The 19,053-nt window shown below is 30.1% G+C and carries 20 protein-coding genes; 18 read left to right on the forward strand and 2 right to left on the reverse strand.

What is annotated here, in order from left to right; genetic code table 11:
- The first annotated feature begins 85 nt into the window (after nucleotides 1–85).
- Genes rsmD through BS101_RS08325 form a run of 3 tightly spaced genes read left to right on the forward strand, consistent with a single transcriptional unit; the run spans nucleotide 86 to nucleotide 1,692 of the window.
- Complete coding sequence (rsmD, locus tag BS101_RS08315) at nucleotides 86–646, forward strand: 16S rRNA (guanine(966)-N(2))-methyltransferase RsmD (RefSeq protein ID WP_073538405.1); 561 nt, start codon at nucleotides 86–88, stop codon at nucleotides 644–646.
- Nucleotides 647–651: 5 nt separating this feature from the next.
- A complete protein-coding gene (gene coaD / locus BS101_RS08320; protein ID WP_012101775.1) occupies nucleotides 652–1,146 on the forward strand; it encodes a pantetheine-phosphate adenylyltransferase in 495 nt (164 codons plus the stop codon).
- Nucleotides 1,147–1,167: 21 nt separating this feature from the next.
- Nucleotides 1,168–1,692: an ATPase gene (locus BS101_RS08325; RefSeq protein WP_073538406.1), complete on the forward strand. Its 525-nt coding sequence runs from the start codon at nucleotides 1,168–1,170 to the stop codon at nucleotides 1,690–1,692.
- Here BS101_RS08325 and ylbJ read toward each other — a convergent pair.
- Both ylbJ and BS101_RS08335 read right to left on the reverse strand, forming a co-directional pair.
- On the reverse strand, nucleotides 1,675–2,841 hold the full coding sequence (gene ylbJ / locus BS101_RS08330) for a sporulation integral membrane protein YlbJ (protein ID WP_073538407.1): 1,167 nt from the start codon (nucleotides 2,839–2,841) through the stop codon (nucleotides 1,675–1,677). The genes BS101_RS08325 and ylbJ overlap by 18 nt on opposite strands.
- 88 nt (nucleotides 2,842–2,929) lie before the next feature.
- Nucleotides 2,930–4,156, reverse strand: coding sequence for a nucleotidyltransferase (locus tag BS101_RS08335; protein ID WP_073538408.1), 1,227 nt, complete (start codon nucleotides 4,154–4,156; stop codon nucleotides 2,930–2,932).
- Between the two features lie 208 nt (nucleotides 4,157–4,364).
- On the opposite strand from BS101_RS08335, the gene pta reads away from it, so the two are divergent.
- The 15 genes from pta (at nucleotide 4,365) to BS101_RS08405 (ending at nucleotide 18,879) form a co-directional block, all read left to right on the forward strand.
- Entirely contained in the window at nucleotides 4,365–5,366 is a 1,002-nt protein-coding gene (pta, locus tag BS101_RS08340; protein WP_073538409.1) for a phosphate acetyltransferase, read from the forward strand.
- 893 nt (nucleotides 5,367–6,259) lie between these two features.
- The gene (locus BS101_RS08345; RefSeq protein ID WP_073538410.1) at nucleotides 6,260–7,477 is read left to right on the forward strand and encodes an acetate kinase; all 1,218 of its coding nucleotides are present in this window, start codon (nucleotides 6,260–6,262) and stop codon (nucleotides 7,475–7,477) included.
- A 148-nt stretch (nucleotides 7,478–7,625) separates the two neighbouring features.
- Nucleotides 7,626–8,129 (forward strand): YceD family protein, encoded by a 504-nt coding sequence (locus tag BS101_RS08350; RefSeq protein WP_073538411.1) that lies wholly within the window; start codon nucleotides 7,626–7,628, stop codon nucleotides 8,127–8,129.
- 13 nt (nucleotides 8,130–8,142) lie between these two features.
- The gene (gene rpmF / locus BS101_RS08355) at nucleotides 8,143–8,325 is read left to right on the forward strand and encodes a 50S ribosomal protein L32 (protein ID WP_012101782.1); all 183 of its coding nucleotides are present in this window, start codon (nucleotides 8,143–8,145) and stop codon (nucleotides 8,323–8,325) included.
- 216 nt (nucleotides 8,326–8,541) lie between these two features.
- Nucleotides 8,542–9,546 carry a phosphate acyltransferase PlsX gene (gene plsX, locus BS101_RS08360; RefSeq protein ID WP_073538412.1) on the forward strand — a complete coding sequence of 335 codons (1,005 nt, stop codon included), beginning with the start codon at nucleotides 8,542–8,544 and terminating at the stop codon, nucleotides 9,544–9,546.
- A 130-nt stretch (nucleotides 9,547–9,676) separates the two neighbouring features.
- Complete coding sequence (gene acpP, locus BS101_RS08365) at nucleotides 9,677–9,910, forward strand: acyl carrier protein (RefSeq protein ID WP_073538413.1); 234 nt, start codon at nucleotides 9,677–9,679, stop codon at nucleotides 9,908–9,910.
- Nucleotides 9,911–10,072: 162 nt separating this feature from the next.
- Nucleotides 10,073–10,807 (forward strand): ribonuclease III, encoded by a 735-nt coding sequence (gene rnc, locus BS101_RS08370; protein ID WP_073538414.1) that lies wholly within the window; start codon nucleotides 10,073–10,075, stop codon nucleotides 10,805–10,807.
- Nucleotides 10,797–11,870 (forward strand): elongator complex protein 3, encoded by a 1,074-nt coding sequence (locus BS101_RS08375; protein ID WP_073538415.1) that lies wholly within the window; start codon nucleotides 10,797–10,799, stop codon nucleotides 11,868–11,870. Before rnc ends, BS101_RS08375 begins: the two co-directional genes overlap by 11 nt.
- A gap of 15 nt (nucleotides 11,871–11,885) precedes the next feature.
- Nucleotides 11,886–11,978 (forward strand): DUF4044 domain-containing protein, encoded by a 93-nt coding sequence (locus BS101_RS22660; RefSeq protein WP_148204830.1) that lies wholly within the window; start codon nucleotides 11,886–11,888, stop codon nucleotides 11,976–11,978.
- Between the two features lie 21 nt (nucleotides 11,979–11,999).
- Nucleotides 12,000–15,551: a chromosome segregation protein SMC gene (gene smc, locus BS101_RS08380; protein WP_073538416.1), complete on the forward strand. Its 3,552-nt coding sequence runs from the start codon at nucleotides 12,000–12,002 to the stop codon at nucleotides 15,549–15,551.
- 23 nt (nucleotides 15,552–15,574) lie between these two features.
- Entirely contained in the window at nucleotides 15,575–16,486 is a 912-nt protein-coding gene (ftsY, locus tag BS101_RS08385; protein WP_073538417.1) for a signal recognition particle-docking protein FtsY, read from the forward strand.
- A gap of 93 nt (nucleotides 16,487–16,579) precedes the next feature.
- Nucleotides 16,580–16,915: a putative DNA-binding protein gene (locus BS101_RS08390; RefSeq protein ID WP_073538418.1), complete on the forward strand. Its 336-nt coding sequence runs from the start codon at nucleotides 16,580–16,582 to the stop codon at nucleotides 16,913–16,915.
- Nucleotides 16,916–16,931: 16 nt separating this feature from the next.
- Entirely contained in the window at nucleotides 16,932–18,281 is a 1,350-nt protein-coding gene (gene ffh, locus BS101_RS08395) for a signal recognition particle protein (RefSeq protein WP_073538419.1), read from the forward strand.
- Nucleotides 18,282–18,374: 93 nt separating this feature from the next.
- Entirely contained in the window at nucleotides 18,375–18,632 is a 258-nt protein-coding gene (gene rpsP, locus BS101_RS08400; protein WP_073538420.1) for a 30S ribosomal protein S16, read from the forward strand.
- A gap of 19 nt (nucleotides 18,633–18,651) precedes the next feature.
- Nucleotides 18,652–18,879 (forward strand): KH domain-containing protein, encoded by a 228-nt coding sequence (locus tag BS101_RS08405; RefSeq protein ID WP_012101792.1) that lies wholly within the window; start codon nucleotides 18,652–18,654, stop codon nucleotides 18,877–18,879.
- Nucleotides 18,880–19,053: the final 174 nt, after the last annotated feature.

Raw genomic sequence — 19,053 nt, forward strand, 5'->3', positions numbered from 1 at the left:
AATGGTTTTGAATAATGGAAACATATATGTTAAAATATTATAGAAAAATATAGCATATGAAATATAGAAGGTAGGGAAGAGGATTATGAGAGTAATTGGAGGTCTTGCAAGAGGAAGAAAATTAATGTCACCTAAAGGATATAATACTACAAGACCTACTTTAGACAGGGTAAAGGAAGCTATGTTTAACATAATACAAAATAGAATCTATGGTTCTTGTGTGTTAGATATATTTGCAGGTACGGGAAGTTTGGGGCTTGAAGCTGTGAGCAGAGGGGCTAAAAAATGCCTATTGGTTGATAAGGATAAGGATACATTTTCTTTTTTAAAACAGAATGTAGAAAATTTGGGTTTTAGTGAAATCTGTGAAACCATAAATAGGGATTCTTATGAATTTCTTAGACAAATTGAAATAAAAACAGAAATATTCGATATAATATTTGTTGATCCTCCATATAAAAAAAATATGATTCCACCGATTATAGAAATAGTAGGAAGTAAAAAATTGTTGTGTGAAGATGGGATTATAGTTACCAAGATTGACACTGATGAGGAGATATATGAAGGGATTAACAATATAATTTTAACAGATCATAGAAAATACGGAAATACTACAGTGTGTTTTTATAAATACAAGGAGGACTAATTATTATGAGTAGGGCAATATATCCTGGAAGTTTTGATCCTATAACCAATGGACATTTAGATATAATAGATAGGGCATCTAAAGTATTTGATGAATTAATAGTAGGGGTATTGGTAAATCCAGATAAGAAGGGATTATTTACTGTTGAAGAAAGAGTAGAATTGATAGAAAGAGTAGTAAAGGATATACCAAATGTAAAGGTTGAAAGTTTTAGTGGACTTTTAATAGATTTCATGAAGAAAAAACAAAGTCAAGTTATAGTAAAAGGACTGAGAGCCGTATCGGATTTTGAATATGAATGTCAGATGTCTCTTATGAATAAAAAACTTGATCCTAATATAGATACGGTTTTTATGATGGCTAGTGCTATGAATTCGTTTTTAAGTTCATCTTCTGTAAAACAAGTAGCTATGTTTGGGGGATGTATTGAAGGATTGGTTCCTGAAGAAGTAATTATTGACATTATTAAAAAATTCGATAAAGCTTATAAAAATTGTTGATATACCTTAGGGGGAAAGAGTATGGATGTCATCAAACTACTGGAATATCTTCAAGAGATTGTAGATACTTCTGCCAAGGTTCCTTTAAGTAAAAAAGTTATGGTGAATAAAAGTGAAGTACTGGAAATATTAGATAGAGTGATTAACTGCCTTCCAAGTGAATTAAAAAAAGCACAGTGGATAATAGAGGAAAAGGAAAGAATTTTAACTGAAGCTGTACAAGAAGCAGATGATATAAAAAAACAAAATTTAAGTTTGTTAAGACGTCAGATAGAAAATCATGATATTACAAAAGAGGCCAATATAAGAGCTGAAGAGATTATTTCATCTGCACAAAAAAATGCCAGGGCAATAAGAATAGGTGCAAGAGATTATGCAGATGAAATGCTGAGTCAATTGGATAGTGAAATATCACGTAAGAGCAGTGAAATGGTGGCAAGTTTAAAGTTAGAACTTCAAGAATTTTTAGATAGTCTAGAAGGTAGTATAAATTTAAATACTGAATCTATAAAAGATAATATAAAACAGTTAAGAGATATGAAATAATTGTTTTAACTTAAATAACAGCCAGGGTACTATAAGTAAAATCAATGTAAGTATAAATACATTACTTAAATCTCCTGTAATTTTATAGTTAGGTAAAAAAGTTTGTGTAGATAACTTGCGAAAAGATAAATTATAAAGTAAGAAACTTATTATAGAGCATATAGTTCCCTGAAGTACTTTTCCAATTACATATTTTTTTATGGATATTTTAAATTTATAAGTAAAGGAGTAAACCTGGAATATAATACAAATACCACTAAAGGTAAATAAAAAACTTATAATTATAAGTTTTAAAGTAATGGAAGCAGTAGAAGATGATATAAGGTTACACCCATTTGTCATTTCTATTACTCCGAGTAAAGTACCTTCTACTATGTCTTTGGAAATCCCTATTATATTTGAAATTTTATATACTAGGGAATTAAATAAGAGATTGTGTTTTAAAATATTATCAATTACAGAAAACGTAATTACAAATCCGCCTATAGATATACAAGTTGTCAGAGAATTTTCTATGCTTTTTTTGATGGATGTTCCCATATTTTCATGAATATAGTTATGGGTTTTATTTAAGTTGTAATTTTTATAGGATTTTCCTGCAGGTAGTAAAAGTCCCATGACAATACAGGACAAAAAATTGGATAATAACAATATGTAGCCTATAAAGGAATTTTTAAGCATGGATATTCCTACAGAACCCAATATAAATATGGGACTTGCATTAGAGGCTATGTTTAAAAGTCTTTCGCAGGTAAAAGAATCTATCATGTTTTTTTCATATAGTTCACAGGCGTATTTAGCACCTAGAGGATAACCGCAGAGCATACTTATTATTACTACAAAGCTGCAATTTACAGGAAGTTTAAGTGGTTTGCACAAGATTTTCCCTATTAATTTGGAATATATATTTATTCCATCGTAACATAGGATTATATTACACACAACCAAAAATGAAAATAGGGATGGAAATACCTTGTAAAAAAACAAGGAACTTCCCATGATTACTCCATCTATACATAGCTTTGGAGCCATTATAATTTGTACTATTAAAATTGAGCAAATTATAGTTACAATTAGATTTGTGTTCTTAAATAAAATATATAAAAGAATTATTATTGCACATATTAAAAAATAAAGTAAAAATTCCAAAGTCAATCGCCTACTTTCTAAATACAAAAACTTTAATAAATATAACATATGATTTAGTAAAGTATATTTATTAAGCAGGCTACTTATTCTAAATTTTATCCATTATAAGTGGACTTGAAATATAATCTTGATTGAAGGCTATATTTTTATTTAAAAGACTATAGCCTTTCGTAGCCATAAGATCTAATTTTAGCACATCATTTACATTTTTAGGAAGTTTTGTATATACAGGTATGGAGGAATTTTGTTTTATTTTTTTTAATATTTCCGTGCCTTTATTATTAAAACCTAAAACTCTTGCATAAGGGCATCTATTTTTTCTTAAAGCTTTTGTATCTAAATTTTCAAACCCTAAAAAAAACTGACATAGAATTCTGCTTATACGGCTGTAAGCATATCGTTTGGTTTTAGTATAATTTATAATTTGGTCATAGGAAGAAGCATTTTTTAAAGCACTTTCTATTCTATTTTCAAGTCCCTCGGATACATCAGGTAAATATTTTATATTTTTTCCATAAAATAAATTTTTATATTTTAAATAAGGTAATAGAGAATCTTCAAAAGTAAATTTATAATTGAAGTGACTTAAATCCCTTAAAATACATAGTATATTATAAGGCAAAGCCTTTTCTAGTTCCTGTGGAGAATTATTTTCTTTTAAAAAATTGCGAATAGAAGTAGCACTTGAAAAGCGGTTGTTTATGTATGTACTGTTATATGGCTCTCCGATTCTTTTTATGGACACAGGATTAATAGTACTTTTAAGTCTTGCCAGGCTCTTACAGTATTCTATTGCCAGTATATTGTTAGGTAAATGAAGTATTTCTGTTATACTGTTATTTTTAAGAGGATATTTACGGCAAAGAAATTCTTTTAAAGCATTCCCACGGGCAGAAGCATAAGACATACCCTGGTGTAGTTTTTCTTTTAGAGTCAACTTTAATTCCTCTGGTTCTTCATATAGAATTTTGCCCATAAGAGTGAGCAATTTAATATCTTCACACTCACTGCCAAAGCATAAGTTTTTAACTACTCCTAAATTTTCCAAGAGACTTACAGCCCCGTAGGCAAAAAATTCTGCAGAGGATAAACTATATAAAGCTGGAAGTTCCAGTACTAAATCAACTCCGTTTAAAAGAGCCATTTTAGTTTTGGTCCATTTATCCACTATAGAGGGAGCCCCTCTTTGTACAAAATTTCCGCTTATTACAGCAATGATGCCTTCACAATTTGTTAGGGAGCTTGTTTTTTCAATATGATATTTATGACCATTGTGAAAAGGATTATATTCCACTATTATACCAGTTATTTCCATATGATAAAGTTCCTTTCTTTGGTATTTACACTAATATTATATCAATAAGATTTTGTTTATTATAAATATTTTATAGGAAATGTTAAAAAAATAATTATAAAATATTAAAATTAGATAATTTTCCATTGAAAAATATAGGTAAAAAGGATTATAGTATAAGTGTATGATTTTAATTATATCAATTTTAAATTTGGAAGGAGAATAAAATATGAAATTAATGGAAAATATTTTTGATTTAGCCAAGGCAAATAAGAAAAAAATTGTTTTGGCAGAGGGAGAAGAAGAAAGGAACATTAGAGCTTCCGAAGAAATAATAAAGGATGGTATTGCAGACATAATTTTAGTAGGAAGTGAAAGTGTAATAAAAGAAAGTGCAGCTAAATTTGGAGTTAACTTAGCTGGAGTGGAAATAGTAGATCCTGAAACTTCAAGTAAAACTGCAGGCTATGCCAATGCCTTTTATGAAATTAGAAAGAATAAAGGAGTTACACTGGAAAAAGCAGATAAAATAGTTAGAGATCCTATATATTTTGCAACAATGATGGTGAAACTTGGAGATGCAGAGGGCTTAGTTTCAGGTGCAATACATACAACGGGAGATCTTTTGAGACCAGGACTTCAAATAGTAAAGACAGTTCCAGGTGCTTCTGTGGTTTCCAGTGTATTTTTAATGAGTGTACCAGATTGTGAATATGGAGAAGATGGATTCTTGTTATTTGCTGATTGCGCTGTAAATGTATGTCCTACTGCTGAAGAATTATCTTCAATTGCAATAACTACAGCAGAAACTGCAAAAAATTTGTGTAAAATAGAACCAAGAGTTGCCATGCTTTCATTTTCTACTATGGGAAGTGCTAGTCATGAATTGGTAGATAAAGTTACAAAGGCAACAAAACTTGCTAAAGAAGCTAGACCTGATTTGGATATAGACGGAGAACTTCAATTGGACGCTTCCATAGTAAAAAAAGTTGCGGACTTAAAAGCTCCGGGCAGTAAAGTGGCAGGAAAAGCCAATGTACTTATATTCCCTGATATACAAGCGGGAAATATAGGATATAAGTTAGTTCAAAGATTTGCAAAAGCTGAGGCTATAGGACCTATATGTCAGGGATTTGCAAAGCCTATAAATGATTTATCAAGAGGCTGCAGCGTTGATGATATAGTAAAGGTAGTGGCTGTAACTGCAGTTCAAGCACAGGCACAGGGTTAGAATTTATATATAGAATTATATAGAAGATTAATTATTTAAAGAAGAATAAGCTGTCACTTTGTGGTATAATAAAATTCAACAAAGGATAGCTTATATAAAAAAATTATGAAAGCAAGACAGGGTTATATGAAAAATTAAATTACATATTTTATAAAAATTAAAATGCAGAGTATTTAGGGCTGAAAACTTTTAAATAGTTTGCGTTTATATATTGTATAGATTCTATGGATTTTGTTACAATATTAGATAATGAAAATAGGTTTTATATGCTAAAGTTATATAAATAATAAATAGTTGTATAATTTATCATTTATGGTTAAAATAATATTAGTATATATTTTACATATTAACACTTGGCGTTTTTGAATTAGTTGTGATTTTTGTGTGCTGGGAATGAATCAATTGCTTTAATAAACTTTTGATATAGGTATCGCTTTCACTTTACTTAAATTTTTATAAGTAATGCTTTAATAATCTTACTATTGACAATTTTGGTAAATTAAAAAACACAGGAAAAGCTTAAGATTTATATATACGTAAGTTAATAATTTTATAATAATAAATGTTATAGACTCTATGTTTAAATAAAGTGAACTACGAATATTATGAGTTTCTTTAATAGGTAAAACTTTGCTCTAGTATTAGTGTATGATTGATAAATAAATATTATTAATAATATTTATCAACATGAGAAGTGTTTGTTTAATTATGTTTTATAAAAGTTTATGTATGGTATAAAATTTTGAATAAACTTGAGTTTTTAAACAAGCATTATTTAAAGTGTTTTTAATGAGATTTAAAGGGATGTGAGAACAAGGTTTTTTTAAATAACTATAAACTTAGAAGTATTATAACAAGATATAAAGATTAATTTTATTGGGAGGAAAATGTATATGAAAATATTAGTAGTAAATTGTGGAAGCTCATCTTTAAAATATCAATTAATAGATATGGAAGATGAAAAAGTTTTGGCAAAGGGCCTTGTGGAAAGGATAGGGATAGATGGTTCCATTTTAACTCATAAAGTTAATGGTGAAAAACATGTGGTAAGTGAACCTATAAAAGATCATAGGGTAGCTGTGAAATTGGTATTAGAGGCTCTTGTAGATAAACAACATGGTGTAATAAAGGATATGTCTGAAATATCTGCTGTAGGACATAGGGTTGTTCATGGAGGTGAACAATATTCAGATGCAGTTATTATAGATAATAAGGTTATGGAATCTTTAAAGGACTGCAGTAAATTGGCACCGCTGCATAATCCACCTAATATAATAGGAATAAATGCTTGCAAGGCAATAATGCCTAATGCTCCTATGGTGGCAGTATTTGATACGGCTTTCCATCATACTATGCCAAAATATGCATATATTTATCCACTACCTTATGAACTATATGAAAGATACGGAATTAGAAAATATGGATTTCATGGAACTTCCCACAGGTTTGTATCAGAAGAAGCAGCTAGGCTTATGGGAAAAGACATATCAGAGTTAAAGATAATAACCTGTCACTTAGGAAATGGAGCTAGTATTTGTGCTGTGGATAGAGGAAAGTCAATAGATACAAATATGGGATTTACTCCACTTGCAGGTTTAGCTATGGGAACTAGATGCGGTGACATAGATCCAGCTATAATACCATTTCTAACAAATGAAATAGGTATGTCTATAGATGAAATAAGCAATATAATGAACAATGAATCTGGTATACTTGGGATGTCAGGAATAAGCAGTGATTTTAGAGATGTAGAGGAAATTGCAAGTTTTAAGCATGATAGAAGAGCACAGCTTGCATTAGATGTATTTTATTATAGGGTAAAATCTTTTATAGGTTCTTATGTAGCCGTTTTAGATGGAGTAGATGCTATAGTGTTTACAGCAGGTGTAGGAGAAAATTCATCTATTGGTAGAGCTGAAATATGTTCAGGACTTACGTATCTTGGAATTACCATAGATGAAGAGAAGAATAATATAAGAGGAAAGGCTACAGAAATAACTACTGCAAATTCAAAAACAAAGGTATTCGTAATTCCTACTAACGAAGAGCTTGTAATAGCTAGAGATACAAAATTTTTAGTTCAAAAGAAAATTTCACATAAATCCAAATAATAAATATAATAAGTTTTTAAGGCCATTTAAAGATAATAACAGAGTAAATTTTAGTTTATTCTGTTATTGTCTATATTAGAATAATAACTTGACTTTTTAAGGTTACCTTTATATAATAGGTTGTGGCTAATGTATAGAGGTGAGTATTGTGGAGCTAAATATATCAGAATTGTTAAAAGAAAAAAAAGCTGAAAGAAAACTCGATCTTATAATACAAGAAGATGGGCTTTATGATGGTATGGAATATATTAAATTATTACGCCCCATAAGTTTTGTTGGGATTTTAAGTAAGGTAGAAAATGATTTTACATTAAAGGGAAAAGTTCAAGGAGTATTAGAGCTCATTTGTTCAAGATGTATTGAAAAATTTTCCTATGGATTGGATATTACCATTGTTGAAAAATTTACAAATGTTTACAAAGAAAATGAAGATGATGAAACCATATTTATAGAGGATAATGTTATAGATATTTCCCAAGTAGTACAAAATAACATTATATTAACCTTGCCCATAAAAAGACTTTGCAAACAGAATTGTAAAGGGTTATGTCAGCAGTGCGGCACTAATTTAAATAAGTTCAAATGCCAGTGTAAAAACCATGATATTGATCTAAGATTAGCAAAGCTAAAGGATATGTTCTTCACTGATTAAGGAGGTGTTTACTGTGGGAAATCCAGCCAGAAAATTCTCAAGAGCAAGAAGAGACTCAAGAAGAGCACAAACTTTTAAGTTAAGTGCGCCACAATTAGTTGAGTGTCCTCAGTGTCATGAAATGAAACTTGCCCATAGAGTGTGCAAGATTTGCGGATATTATAAAGGTAAAGAAGTTGTTTTAACTGAAAATTAGTAAAACTGCTAATAAATCTTACATAAGAATCCCATCCTGTTGTTTTATTTTATTTATAATTTACTGTGATAAAACAATTTGATGGGCTTTTTATGGTTTAATATGTTTCAAGTAGAGATATCTTATGGTATAATGTTAATATTTAATTTTAGTTCCAATAATATGTGAAAATTAAAATGTGTATACCACTAACATTTAAGGATGTGAAATAAAATTATGATAATTGCTGTGGATGGCATGGGAGGAGACTTTGCACCTTATGCAGTAGTAGAAGGTATAGTTGAGGCAGTTAAGGAACAGGATATAAATATAATTATAACGGGAAAAAAGGAACTTATTGAAGCAGAATTAAAAAAATATGAATATGAAAGAGAAAAAATACGTATTTTAGATACTAGAGAAGTTATAACCACTTCTGAATCTCCAGTAATGGCATTAAGGAGAAAAAAAGATTCAAGTTTAGTTAAGGCTCTTCAACTTGTAAAGGAAGGAAAGGCAGATGCAGCTATATCCGCAGGAAGTACCGGGGCTCTTATGTCTGGTGCAACCTTGATTGTGGGAAGAATTAAAGGGATAGAAAGAGTAGCACTTGCACCTATGATACCAGGTAAAAATGGAGCTTTTATGATTATAGATACAGGGGCTAATGTGGATTGTAAACCCCATTATCTTTTACAGTTTTCACTTATGGGAAAAATATATTTTGAAAATGTACTTAAAATAAAAGAACCTTCCATAGGTCTTGTAAATATAGGAACAGAAGAAGAGAAGGGCAATGAATTGACTAAAAATACCTATAAGCTTTTAAAAGATATGAATTTCAATTTTGTAGGCAATGTGGAACCTAGAGAGGCTACAAATGGAGATGTAAACATATTAGTTTGTGATGGATTTGTAGGAAATACAATTTTAAAAACCTATGAAGGAGTATCTTTGAATTTAATTCATATGATAAAAGAGGAAATTATGAAATCAACCACAAGTAAGCTGGCAGGTGTTTTTTTAAAGCCTGTTTTTAAAAAGATAAAAAGCAGGTTAGACTATTCAGAATATGGAGGCTCTGCTTTTTTAGGCTGCAAGGGAATATGTGTAAAAGCACATGGGAGTTCTAATGGAAAGGCTTTTAAAAATGCAATAAAACAGGCAGTAATATGTTATGATAATGAGGTTATAGATAAAATAAAGTTTGAAATAGAAAAAATATATAATAGAGAAGAATAGTGTTATAGTAAAAATAATTATAAATATATTGGAATAAAATAATTAGTACATTTTTTAGTAATAGTTGTTGTTGACGGTATGTAAGTTATATAATATTATTTATGTATAAAAATTTTTTGGAGGTAAAATTATGATTTTTGAAAAGATACAGAAAATAATATCCGAGCAGTTGGGTATAGATTCAGAGGAAATAAGTTTGGAATCATCTTTTATTGACGATTTAGGTGCAGATTCACTTGATATAGTTGAATTAATAATGGCTGTAGAAACAGAGTTTGATCTAGAAATACCTGATGAAGAAGCGGAAAAGGTGAAAATAGTAGGAGATGTAGTTGATTACATAAAAGCTCATACTGAGGAATAGCATCAAAAGATAAGGTCCCGTTTCATACGGGACTTTAAATTTAAATTTTTCTGTAGGATCAAGTATAATTTGTAAAAGTAAATTTATTCTTGAATTTGTTCATTAATCTATAATTTGGATTTTCAACAAACTGAAGAATGTATTTCAAGGGAGAAATATAAAATGGAAAAGGTAAATTATTTTGAAGAAGTGGAAAAAACATTGAACATATCCTTTAATGATAAGGAATTAATAGATACGGCGTTAACGCATAGTTCCTATGCTAATGGAAAAAAAGGAGTGAAATTCAATGAAAGAATGGAGTTTTTAGGGGATTCTGTATTGCAGCTTTGTATATCTGAATATTTATTTTTAATATATAAGAGTAAGTCAGAAGGAGAACTCACTAAAAAGAGGTCATTGATAGTTTGTGAAAATTCTCTATATGAGGTAGCTAAAAAGTGGAATATTGGTAAATATATAAAAATGAGTAAAGGAGAGGAAATTACGGGGGGCAGGGAGAGAACCTCAATACTTGCAAATTGTGTTGAAGCTATTATTGCAGCTATTTATATAGATTCTGGATATAAAAAAACAAAACAATTTATAATAGACAGTTTTAAAGATATTATAGAAAAAGCTATAAAGAATCAAATAGTATTGGATTATAAGACCAATCTTCAGGAAATTGTACAGCAAGATGGAGATATACACATAGAATATATGCTCATAAAGTACGAAGGTCCTCCTCATAGGCGAAAATTTTATACCAAGGTTTGTGTAGCTAATAATGTGATGGGAAGTGGTGTAGGATATACTAAAAAGGAATCTGAACAAAATGCGGCCCAAGATGCTTTAAAAAAATTAAAGAGTGAGGACAAATGGAATAAAGAGGGGATAGATACAAATGAAAAATAAACATTATATAATACCCATATTTGTTCCCCATGAGGGATGCCCTCATAATTGTATTTTTTGTGATCAAAGGATAATTACTGGAAATGAACAAAAGGTGGATGTTAATTTTGTTAGGAGAACTATAGAAGACTATTTGAAAACCATAAAAAGAAGTACTTCTAAAGTGGAAGTATCTTTTTTTGGAGGGACTTTTACGGCTATACCCATAGATAAGCAGAGGGAATTATTAGGGGTAGCTAAAGAATATAAGGATGAAGGGCATATAGATTATATTCGTCTATCCACAAGGCCAGATTATATTGATAATTATATACTTGATAACCTAAGGGAGTATTCTGTGGATATAATAGAACTTGGCATACAGTCACTAGATAGTGATGTACTTCTTAAATCGGGAAGAGGACATTCTAGCGAAGATGTAAAATATGCATCTTATCTTGTGAAAAAATATGGATTTGTACTTGGACATCAAATTATGGTGGGATTACCCTGTGATACTTTTGAAAAGGATATTGAAACAGTGAGGAATTCAATAAGTATGAAGCCAGATATATACAGAATATATCCCGCTCTGGTGATAAAAGGAACCGCTATGGAGAATATGTATAAAAAGAAACAGTATAGACCCTATAGGCTCTCTGAAGCAGTGGATATATGCAAAACTTTATATTGTATTTTAAGAGCTAATAAAATAAAGATAATAAGGATAGGACTTCAACCTACAGAAAATATAAATTTAGGCAAGGATGTGATAGCAGGTCCTTTTCATCCTGCCTTTAGAGAACTGGTGGAAGGTAGAATTTATAACCACATCATAGAAGAAAATATACCTGTACCTTATAAAGGAGAAATAACTATTGAAATAAATAACAGAGACCTTTCCAAACTTTATGCAAATAAAAAGGAATATTTTAAGCATATGAAGGAAAAATTTATTCATTGTTCTATAAAAGTTGTACAAGATTTCTCCATGGGCAGAGAGGCTTTAAATATATTTGGGGAAAATTTCAATAAACATATAGAGTTGAATGATTATATAATAAATAATTATAAAAATTTTTAGAAGGAGATAAGTATCATGAAGAAGAATACTAGGGATAAAATGTTAAAAGTAATAATAGTTTTAGTGGTATTTATGTTTGTAATTGGATTACTTCCAATGCTTTTTTAACAGATAAGGAGTGACTTGTCTATGTTCTTGAAAACTATTGAGATAAAAGGATTTAAGTCTTTTGCGGATAAAACGGAGTTACTATTTACAGGAGGAATCACATCTATAGTAGGCCCAAATGGAAGTGGAAAGAGCAATATTTCAGATGCGGTTAGATGGGTACTTGGAGAACAGAGTGTAAAAACTTTAAGGGGAGGCAAGATGGAAGATGTTATTTTTGCAGGTACGCAATTTAGAAAACCATTAGGTTTATGCCAGGTCTCTCTTACCCTAGACAATGAAGATAAAAAACTTTCTCTTGAGTATTCTAATATAACTGTTTTAAGGAGACTTTATAGGTCTGGAGAAAGTGAATATTATATAAATAATGTGCAGTGCAGGCTTCGAGATATCCATGAACTTTTCATGGATACAGGTATAGGAAGAGAAGGGTACTCTATAATAGGTCAGGGTAGAATAGACGCCTTGTTAAGTGGAAAACAGGAAGATAGAAGACTTCTTTTGGAAGAAGCTGCAGGTATTGTTAAATTTAGATGGAGAAGATCAGAGGCAGAGAAAAAGCTAGAGAATACAGAAGTAAATTTAATAAGAATAGAAGATATTCTACAGACCTATGAGGAAAGATTAAAACCCCTTGAACTAGAAAATAAAAAAGCTGATGAATTTTTAAGGCTATCTGATGAGTTAAAGGATAAGGAAAAAGCAGTACTTATATATTCTCTAAAAAAAATACAGCATAAAATAGATGAACTAGAGAGTTCTATAGAACGCATAACAAGCAGTAATAGAGAATCACATTTAGAGCTTACAAAATTAAAAGAGGATATAAATGGATATAATATAAGAATGGAAAATATTGTAGATGAAAGCACCAGACGTGAAAAGGATTATTATGATAAAAGAGAATTGATTAATCAGGGAGAGAATAAGATAAAACTTTTAAAACAAAAAATAGAGGATCTAGAAGGTAACATAAAAAGAAATCATTTGGAGTTAAAACAAATAGAAAATGATAAAATTAAAAAATCAGAAGGAATAACTCTGCAAAATCAAAATCTTTTAGAATTAAAAAATCGGGAAAAAGAAGTTAATATAAGTATATTGGACTATGAGAATAATATAAAAAAAATTGAAAAAGATATTTATGGCAGGGAAAATATATGTAAAAAGTTGAAAGAGGATAAAATACAGTATTTTAGTAATATTTCAAAGCTTAGGAGTCACATTATTTCAATTAAAAAAGATGGAGAAAATATTGTAGAAAAAATTGATAAATTAAAAAGTTCCTATGAAAGTTACAGTGAAGCCATTATAATAAATTCTGAGAAAAAAAATAAGCTACTTGGTGAAATTTCTAATATAAAAAAAAATATATCGGTTTACCAAAATAAGATTGATGAAAATAACAGTGGAATTTTAGAATTAACCAATATATTGAATCTTAAAGAGAATAGTCTGCAAAAACTAAATGCCCTGCATAATACATTGGAAGCAAATTATAAAATGCTTGTAAATTTTCATAAACACTACGAAGGGTATAATAGAACTGTAAAAGCACTTATGGAAAATATAAAAAACCATAAGCTGGATGTGCCTGCACAGAGTTGTTTTTTAGTGGGAGAAATAATAAGTTTGCAGAAAAAATTTGAAACTTGTATAGAAATTTCCTTGGGGAATAGTATATCCAGTGTAATAACTAAGAATGAAATTATAGCTAAAACTATTATAAAATATCTTAAAGATAATAAAATGGGTAGAGCTACTTTTTTGCCTATTTCTATAATTAAAGGGAGAAAAATTTCAAATTTACATAAATTTGAGGATATAAAAGGTTTTATTGGAATTGCTAGTGAATTGGTAAGTTACAGTAAGGAGTTTAAAGATGTTTTGGATTATATATTGGGAAGAACAATAATCTGTGAAAATATAGATAATGCTTTTGAAATAGCCAAATTAGCAGAATACAGCTTTAAAATAGTTACTTTATCCGGTGATGTAGTAAATTCGGGAGGGGCGATTACTGGAGGAAGTCTTCAAAAGAGAAGCAGCAATATAATAGGCAGAAAAAGAGAAATAGAAGAAACTTTAGTTAAAATAGAAAATACAAAAGAAACTCTACAGGTTCTAAATGAAGATATAAGAAAGGTTAAGTCTGACAAGGAAAAACTTCATTACCAAAATGAAGATTTCAAGGAGAAAATATATTCAGAGAATATAGAACTTACTAAATTACATCAGCAAAATGATACCATAGAGGGAGAAACTGAAAAATTAATAGAAAGTAGAGAAACAGCCAATAGAGAAATAAAAATGCTTTATAAGAATAAAGAAACTAACTTAAATGAATTACAGGAAGAAGAGGAAAAATTAAAAGAGTATTCTAAGGAAGAAGTTAAAAATGATGATTATATTTTAAAAATGGAAGAGGAATTAAAAGAAGCTAGAAAGCATATTACAGATTTGAAAGAAAGTCTTACCAGTTTAAAAGTAGAAAGGGCTCAGATTAGTGAAAATATTTTAAGTGGTGAGAGAGAATTGTCAAGATTGCATCAGGAAATAAAATCCATGGATGTTAAAAATAGATCTATAGTCGAGGAAATCAAACTTTCTGAAGAAATTATACATAAGAATAAACTTAATATGTATTCAAATGAAAAAGAAGTAAAAGATTTAAAGCAATATATGGAAAAACTACAGGAAAATATAGAAGAAAGTCATGTAAAAACTATTGAACTAAAACAAAAAATAAATGATAGTAACGAGAAAGTAGATAATTTAACACTTATAATAAATAAAAAAGAAACATCTCTTCATAAAATACAGCTTGAACTTACAAAATTGAATTCTCAAAAAGACAATATATATTCGAGATTAAAAGAAGATATGAATATTACCTGTGATGGGGATATAGAGTACGATGTCCAAATAGAAAATTTAGAAGAATATAAAGGCAAAATAGTACATTTAAAAAGCAGTATTTCTAAGCTTGGAGTTGTGAACCTAGGGGCAATAGAAGAATATAAAAATTTACAGGAAAAAATAATTTTCTTAAGTTCTCAAAAAGAAGACTTGATAAAATCAAAACAAGAATTAAAAAAAGTAATAGATGCAATGACAGAAAAAATGAAGGGCGTATTTAAAGAAAATTTTGTTAAGTTAAAGAAAAATTTTAATGATACATTTAGAGAATTATTCAAAGGAGGAAGTGCCGATTTGGTACTTACTAAGGGAGATGAGCTTACTGGGAATATAGATATAACAGTACAACCTCCAGGTAAAAAACTTCAAAATATAAATCTTATGTCCGGAGGAGAAAAGGGATTATCTGCCATAGCTCTTTTATTTGCTATGCTGAAGATTAAGCCTACTCCTTTTTGTATATTGGATGAAATAGAGGCATCATTAGATGATGCCAATGTATTACGGTATGCAGAATTTCTTAGGAAGTTTTCAAGGGACACCCAATTTATTGTAATAACTCACAGGAAAGGAACTATGGAGGTAAGTGACGTTTTATATGGTGTTACTATGGAAGAAAAAGGAGTTTCAAAAATAATTTCTCTAAAATTATGATATAAGGAGATGACAGATATATTATGTTTAAAGGATTTTTTGATAAATTAAAAAATGGACTTGAAAAAACTAAAAATAATTTCACAGAAAAGATAACGGATCTTTTAAGTAAGGCAGTTAATATTGACGAAGAACTTTATGAGGAATTAGAAGAGATACTTATAACCTGTGACATAGGAGTAGAAACTACACTGTATATTATAGAAAATTTAAAGAAAAAAATAAAAGAAGAAAAAATAAAAGATCCATCTCTTTTAAGTAATTCTTTAAAAGAGGTGATAATGGATATACTGGGGGACGAAGAAAACAGCATAGAACCTAGTAATACTCCGGAAATAATTCTTGTAATAGGCGTAAATGGCGTGGGAAAGACTACTTCTATAGGAAAGATATGCTGTAGGTTAAAAGATGAAGGATATAAGGTGATTATGGCTGCAGCAGATACCTTTAGGGCAGCAGCTATAGAACAGCTGGAAATATGGAGTGAGAGGGCAGGAGTGGATATAATAAAACATCAGGCAGGATCAGACCCTGCTGCAGTTATTTTTGATGCCATTCAAGCATCAAAAGCAAGAAAGGCAGATGTTCTAGTTTGTGATACTGCAGGTAGATTACATAACAAAAAAAATTTAATGGAGGAACTTGCAAAAATAAATAGAGTAATAGATAGAGAGTATAAAGAGGCATATAGGCAAACCTTTCTTGTATTAGATGCTACAACGGGGCAAAATGCCCTGCAGCAGGCTAAACAATTTATGGAAGTTTGTCCCATAGATGGCATAGTACTTACCAAATTAGATGGAACTGCTAAAGGAGGTATAGTTATATCGATAAAGCATATGTTAAATATACCGGTAAAATTAATAGGAGTGGGAGAAGGTATATATGATTTACAGGAATTTAAAAGCAGGGAATTTATAGAGGCATTATTCTAGGTGTTAAGTAAAAATACTTGACATCATTTCAAAATTTTGATATTATAAGACTCGTTAAGAAATTTTAAAGTATTTTTAAATTGAGAGGGTATTATGGAAGAGAGAGTACGGCTTTCCATATTACTTGATATATATGGAGAGCTCTTAACGGAAAAACAGAGAAATGTTTTGGATCTTTATTATAATCAGGATCTGTCTCTGGCAGAAATAGCCGAACATACCAGTACCAGTAGGCAGGCAGTGTATGATATTATAAAAAGATGCCATATGCTTTTAGTACACTATGAAGATAAATTAAATTTGATGGAAGAAAAAAAATATATAGAAGAGAATAAAAAAGGCATTATCGACTTTATAGACTCACTGTACTCTGATAAAAATACTGAAGTATTAGATAAAATAAAAAACTATATAATGAATAATATTTGAGTTTAGGAGGATTAGCATGGCTTTTGAAGGATTAGCGTCTAAGCTTCAGGAAACTTTAAAAAAGCTTAGAGGCAAAGGCAAACTTTCTGAAAAAGATATAAAAGATGCTATGAGGGAAGTAAAACTAGCACTTTTAGAGGCGGATGTTAACTATAAAGTAGTAAGAAATTTTGTTAAAAGTGTTAGTGAAAAATGTTTAGGAGAAGAGGTGCTAAAAAGCCTTACTCCTGCACAGCAGGTTATAAAAATAGTAAATGAAGAACTTACCTCTTTAATGGGTAACAGCGAAAGTTCTATTGAATATTCTTCTGATGGGTTAACTATTATAATGCTAGTGGGACTTCAAGGATCAGGAAAAACCACCATGTGTGGAAAATTGGCACTACAGCTTAGAAAAAAGAATAAAAAACCTCTTTTGGTAGCCTGTGATATATATAGGCCTGCAGCAATAAAACAGCTGCAGATAGTTGGAAAACAAATTGATATACCTGTATTTTCCATGGGTGATAAGGTAGAGGCTGTAGACATATGTAAAGGTGCAGTGACTTATGCTAAAGATAATAAGTTAAATGTAATCATAATAGATACTGCAGGTAGACTTCAAATAGATGAAGAATTGATGGATGAACTGAAACAGATAAAAGAAAATATAAATCCACAGGAAATACTTTTGGTAGTGGATTCTATGACTGGACAGGATGCTGTTAATGTGGCATCTAGTTTTAATGAACAGCTTAATATAAATGGAGTTGTACTTACAAAATTAGATGGAGATACAAGGGGAGGAGCAGCTCTCTCCATAAGAGCTATTACAGGCAAACCTATAAAATTTGTAGGCATGGGAGAGAAAATGAATGATCTTGAAGTATTCTATCCAGATAGAATGGCTTCCAGAATACTAGGTATGGGAGATGTACTTTCACTTATAGAAAAAGCACAACAGTCAATTGATGAGGAAGAGGCCAAGAAGTTAGGAGACAGGATGCTGAATAAGGAGTTTAATTTTGAAGACTTTTTAGCTCTAATGGCTCAAACTAAAAAACTAGGGCCCATAAGTAAACTTATAGAAATGGTTCCAGGAGTAAATATGAAGGAATTAAAAGGAGTAGATCTTTCTCGGGGAGAAAAAGAGATGGTAAAGATTGAAGCCATAATTAATTCTATGACCTTAAAAGAGAGAAGGAAACCTTCCATTGTAAGTGGCTCTTCTTCGCGAAAGAAAAGAATAGCCGCGGGTTCTGGTACTAACATACAGACAGTAAATAAACTTCTTAAAGATTTTGAAAAGATTAAAAAAACAATGAAACAATTTAATGGTATGAAAAAAGGCTTTAAAAAGGGAGCATTTGGTAAATTTCCTTTTTAAAATATAATAAGGGTTTAGAGGAAGAATAGTTCATTCTTGATAAGCTTCACCTGAACCTAAGAATTGCTTGATACTACTAAGGAGGTGATATTAATGGCAGTAAAAATAAGATTAAGAAGAATGGGTGCTAAGAAAGCTCCGTTTTATAGAATTGTTGTAGCGGATTCAAGATCCCCAAGAGATGGCAGATTCGTGGAAGAAATAGGATATTATAATCCTGTAACTGAGCCTACTATCATTAAATTTGACGAAGAAAAAGCTGTAAAATGGATAAAAAATGGTGCTCAACCAACAGACGTTGTAAAGAAGCTTTTTGATAAGGCAGGTCTAAAGGATAAACTTGGTAAGTAATTAACTGGGGGTGTATTAAATGAAAGAATTAGTGGAGATTATTGCTAAATCACTAGTGGATAACCCAGATATGGTTCAAGTAAATGAAATTTCAGGTGAGCAATCTATAATTCTTGAATTAAAAGTTGCACCAGAGGATATGGGAAAAGTAATAGGAAAGCAGGGAAGAATAGCTAAGGCTATAAGAACTGTAGTAAAAGCTGCGGCTATAAAAGAGAATAAAAGAGTGGTTGTAGAGATAATATAGGAGTTAGATTATCTAACTCTTATATTATCTAAACTGTATTTCTTTTGTAGTTTAAACTATGAGGAATAAAGGGGAGTATATTCCCTGTTAAATTAAAACTTAAATATCAAACCCATCATGAAGCCACTACTGCTTGTGTTGGTGGCGATTCACAAAAAAACAGGATGGTATTTT

Source organism: Clostridium kluyveri, assembly GCF_001902295.1.
Classification (GTDB): domain Bacteria; phylum Bacillota; class Clostridia; order Clostridiales; family Clostridiaceae; genus Clostridium_B; species Clostridium_B kluyveri_B.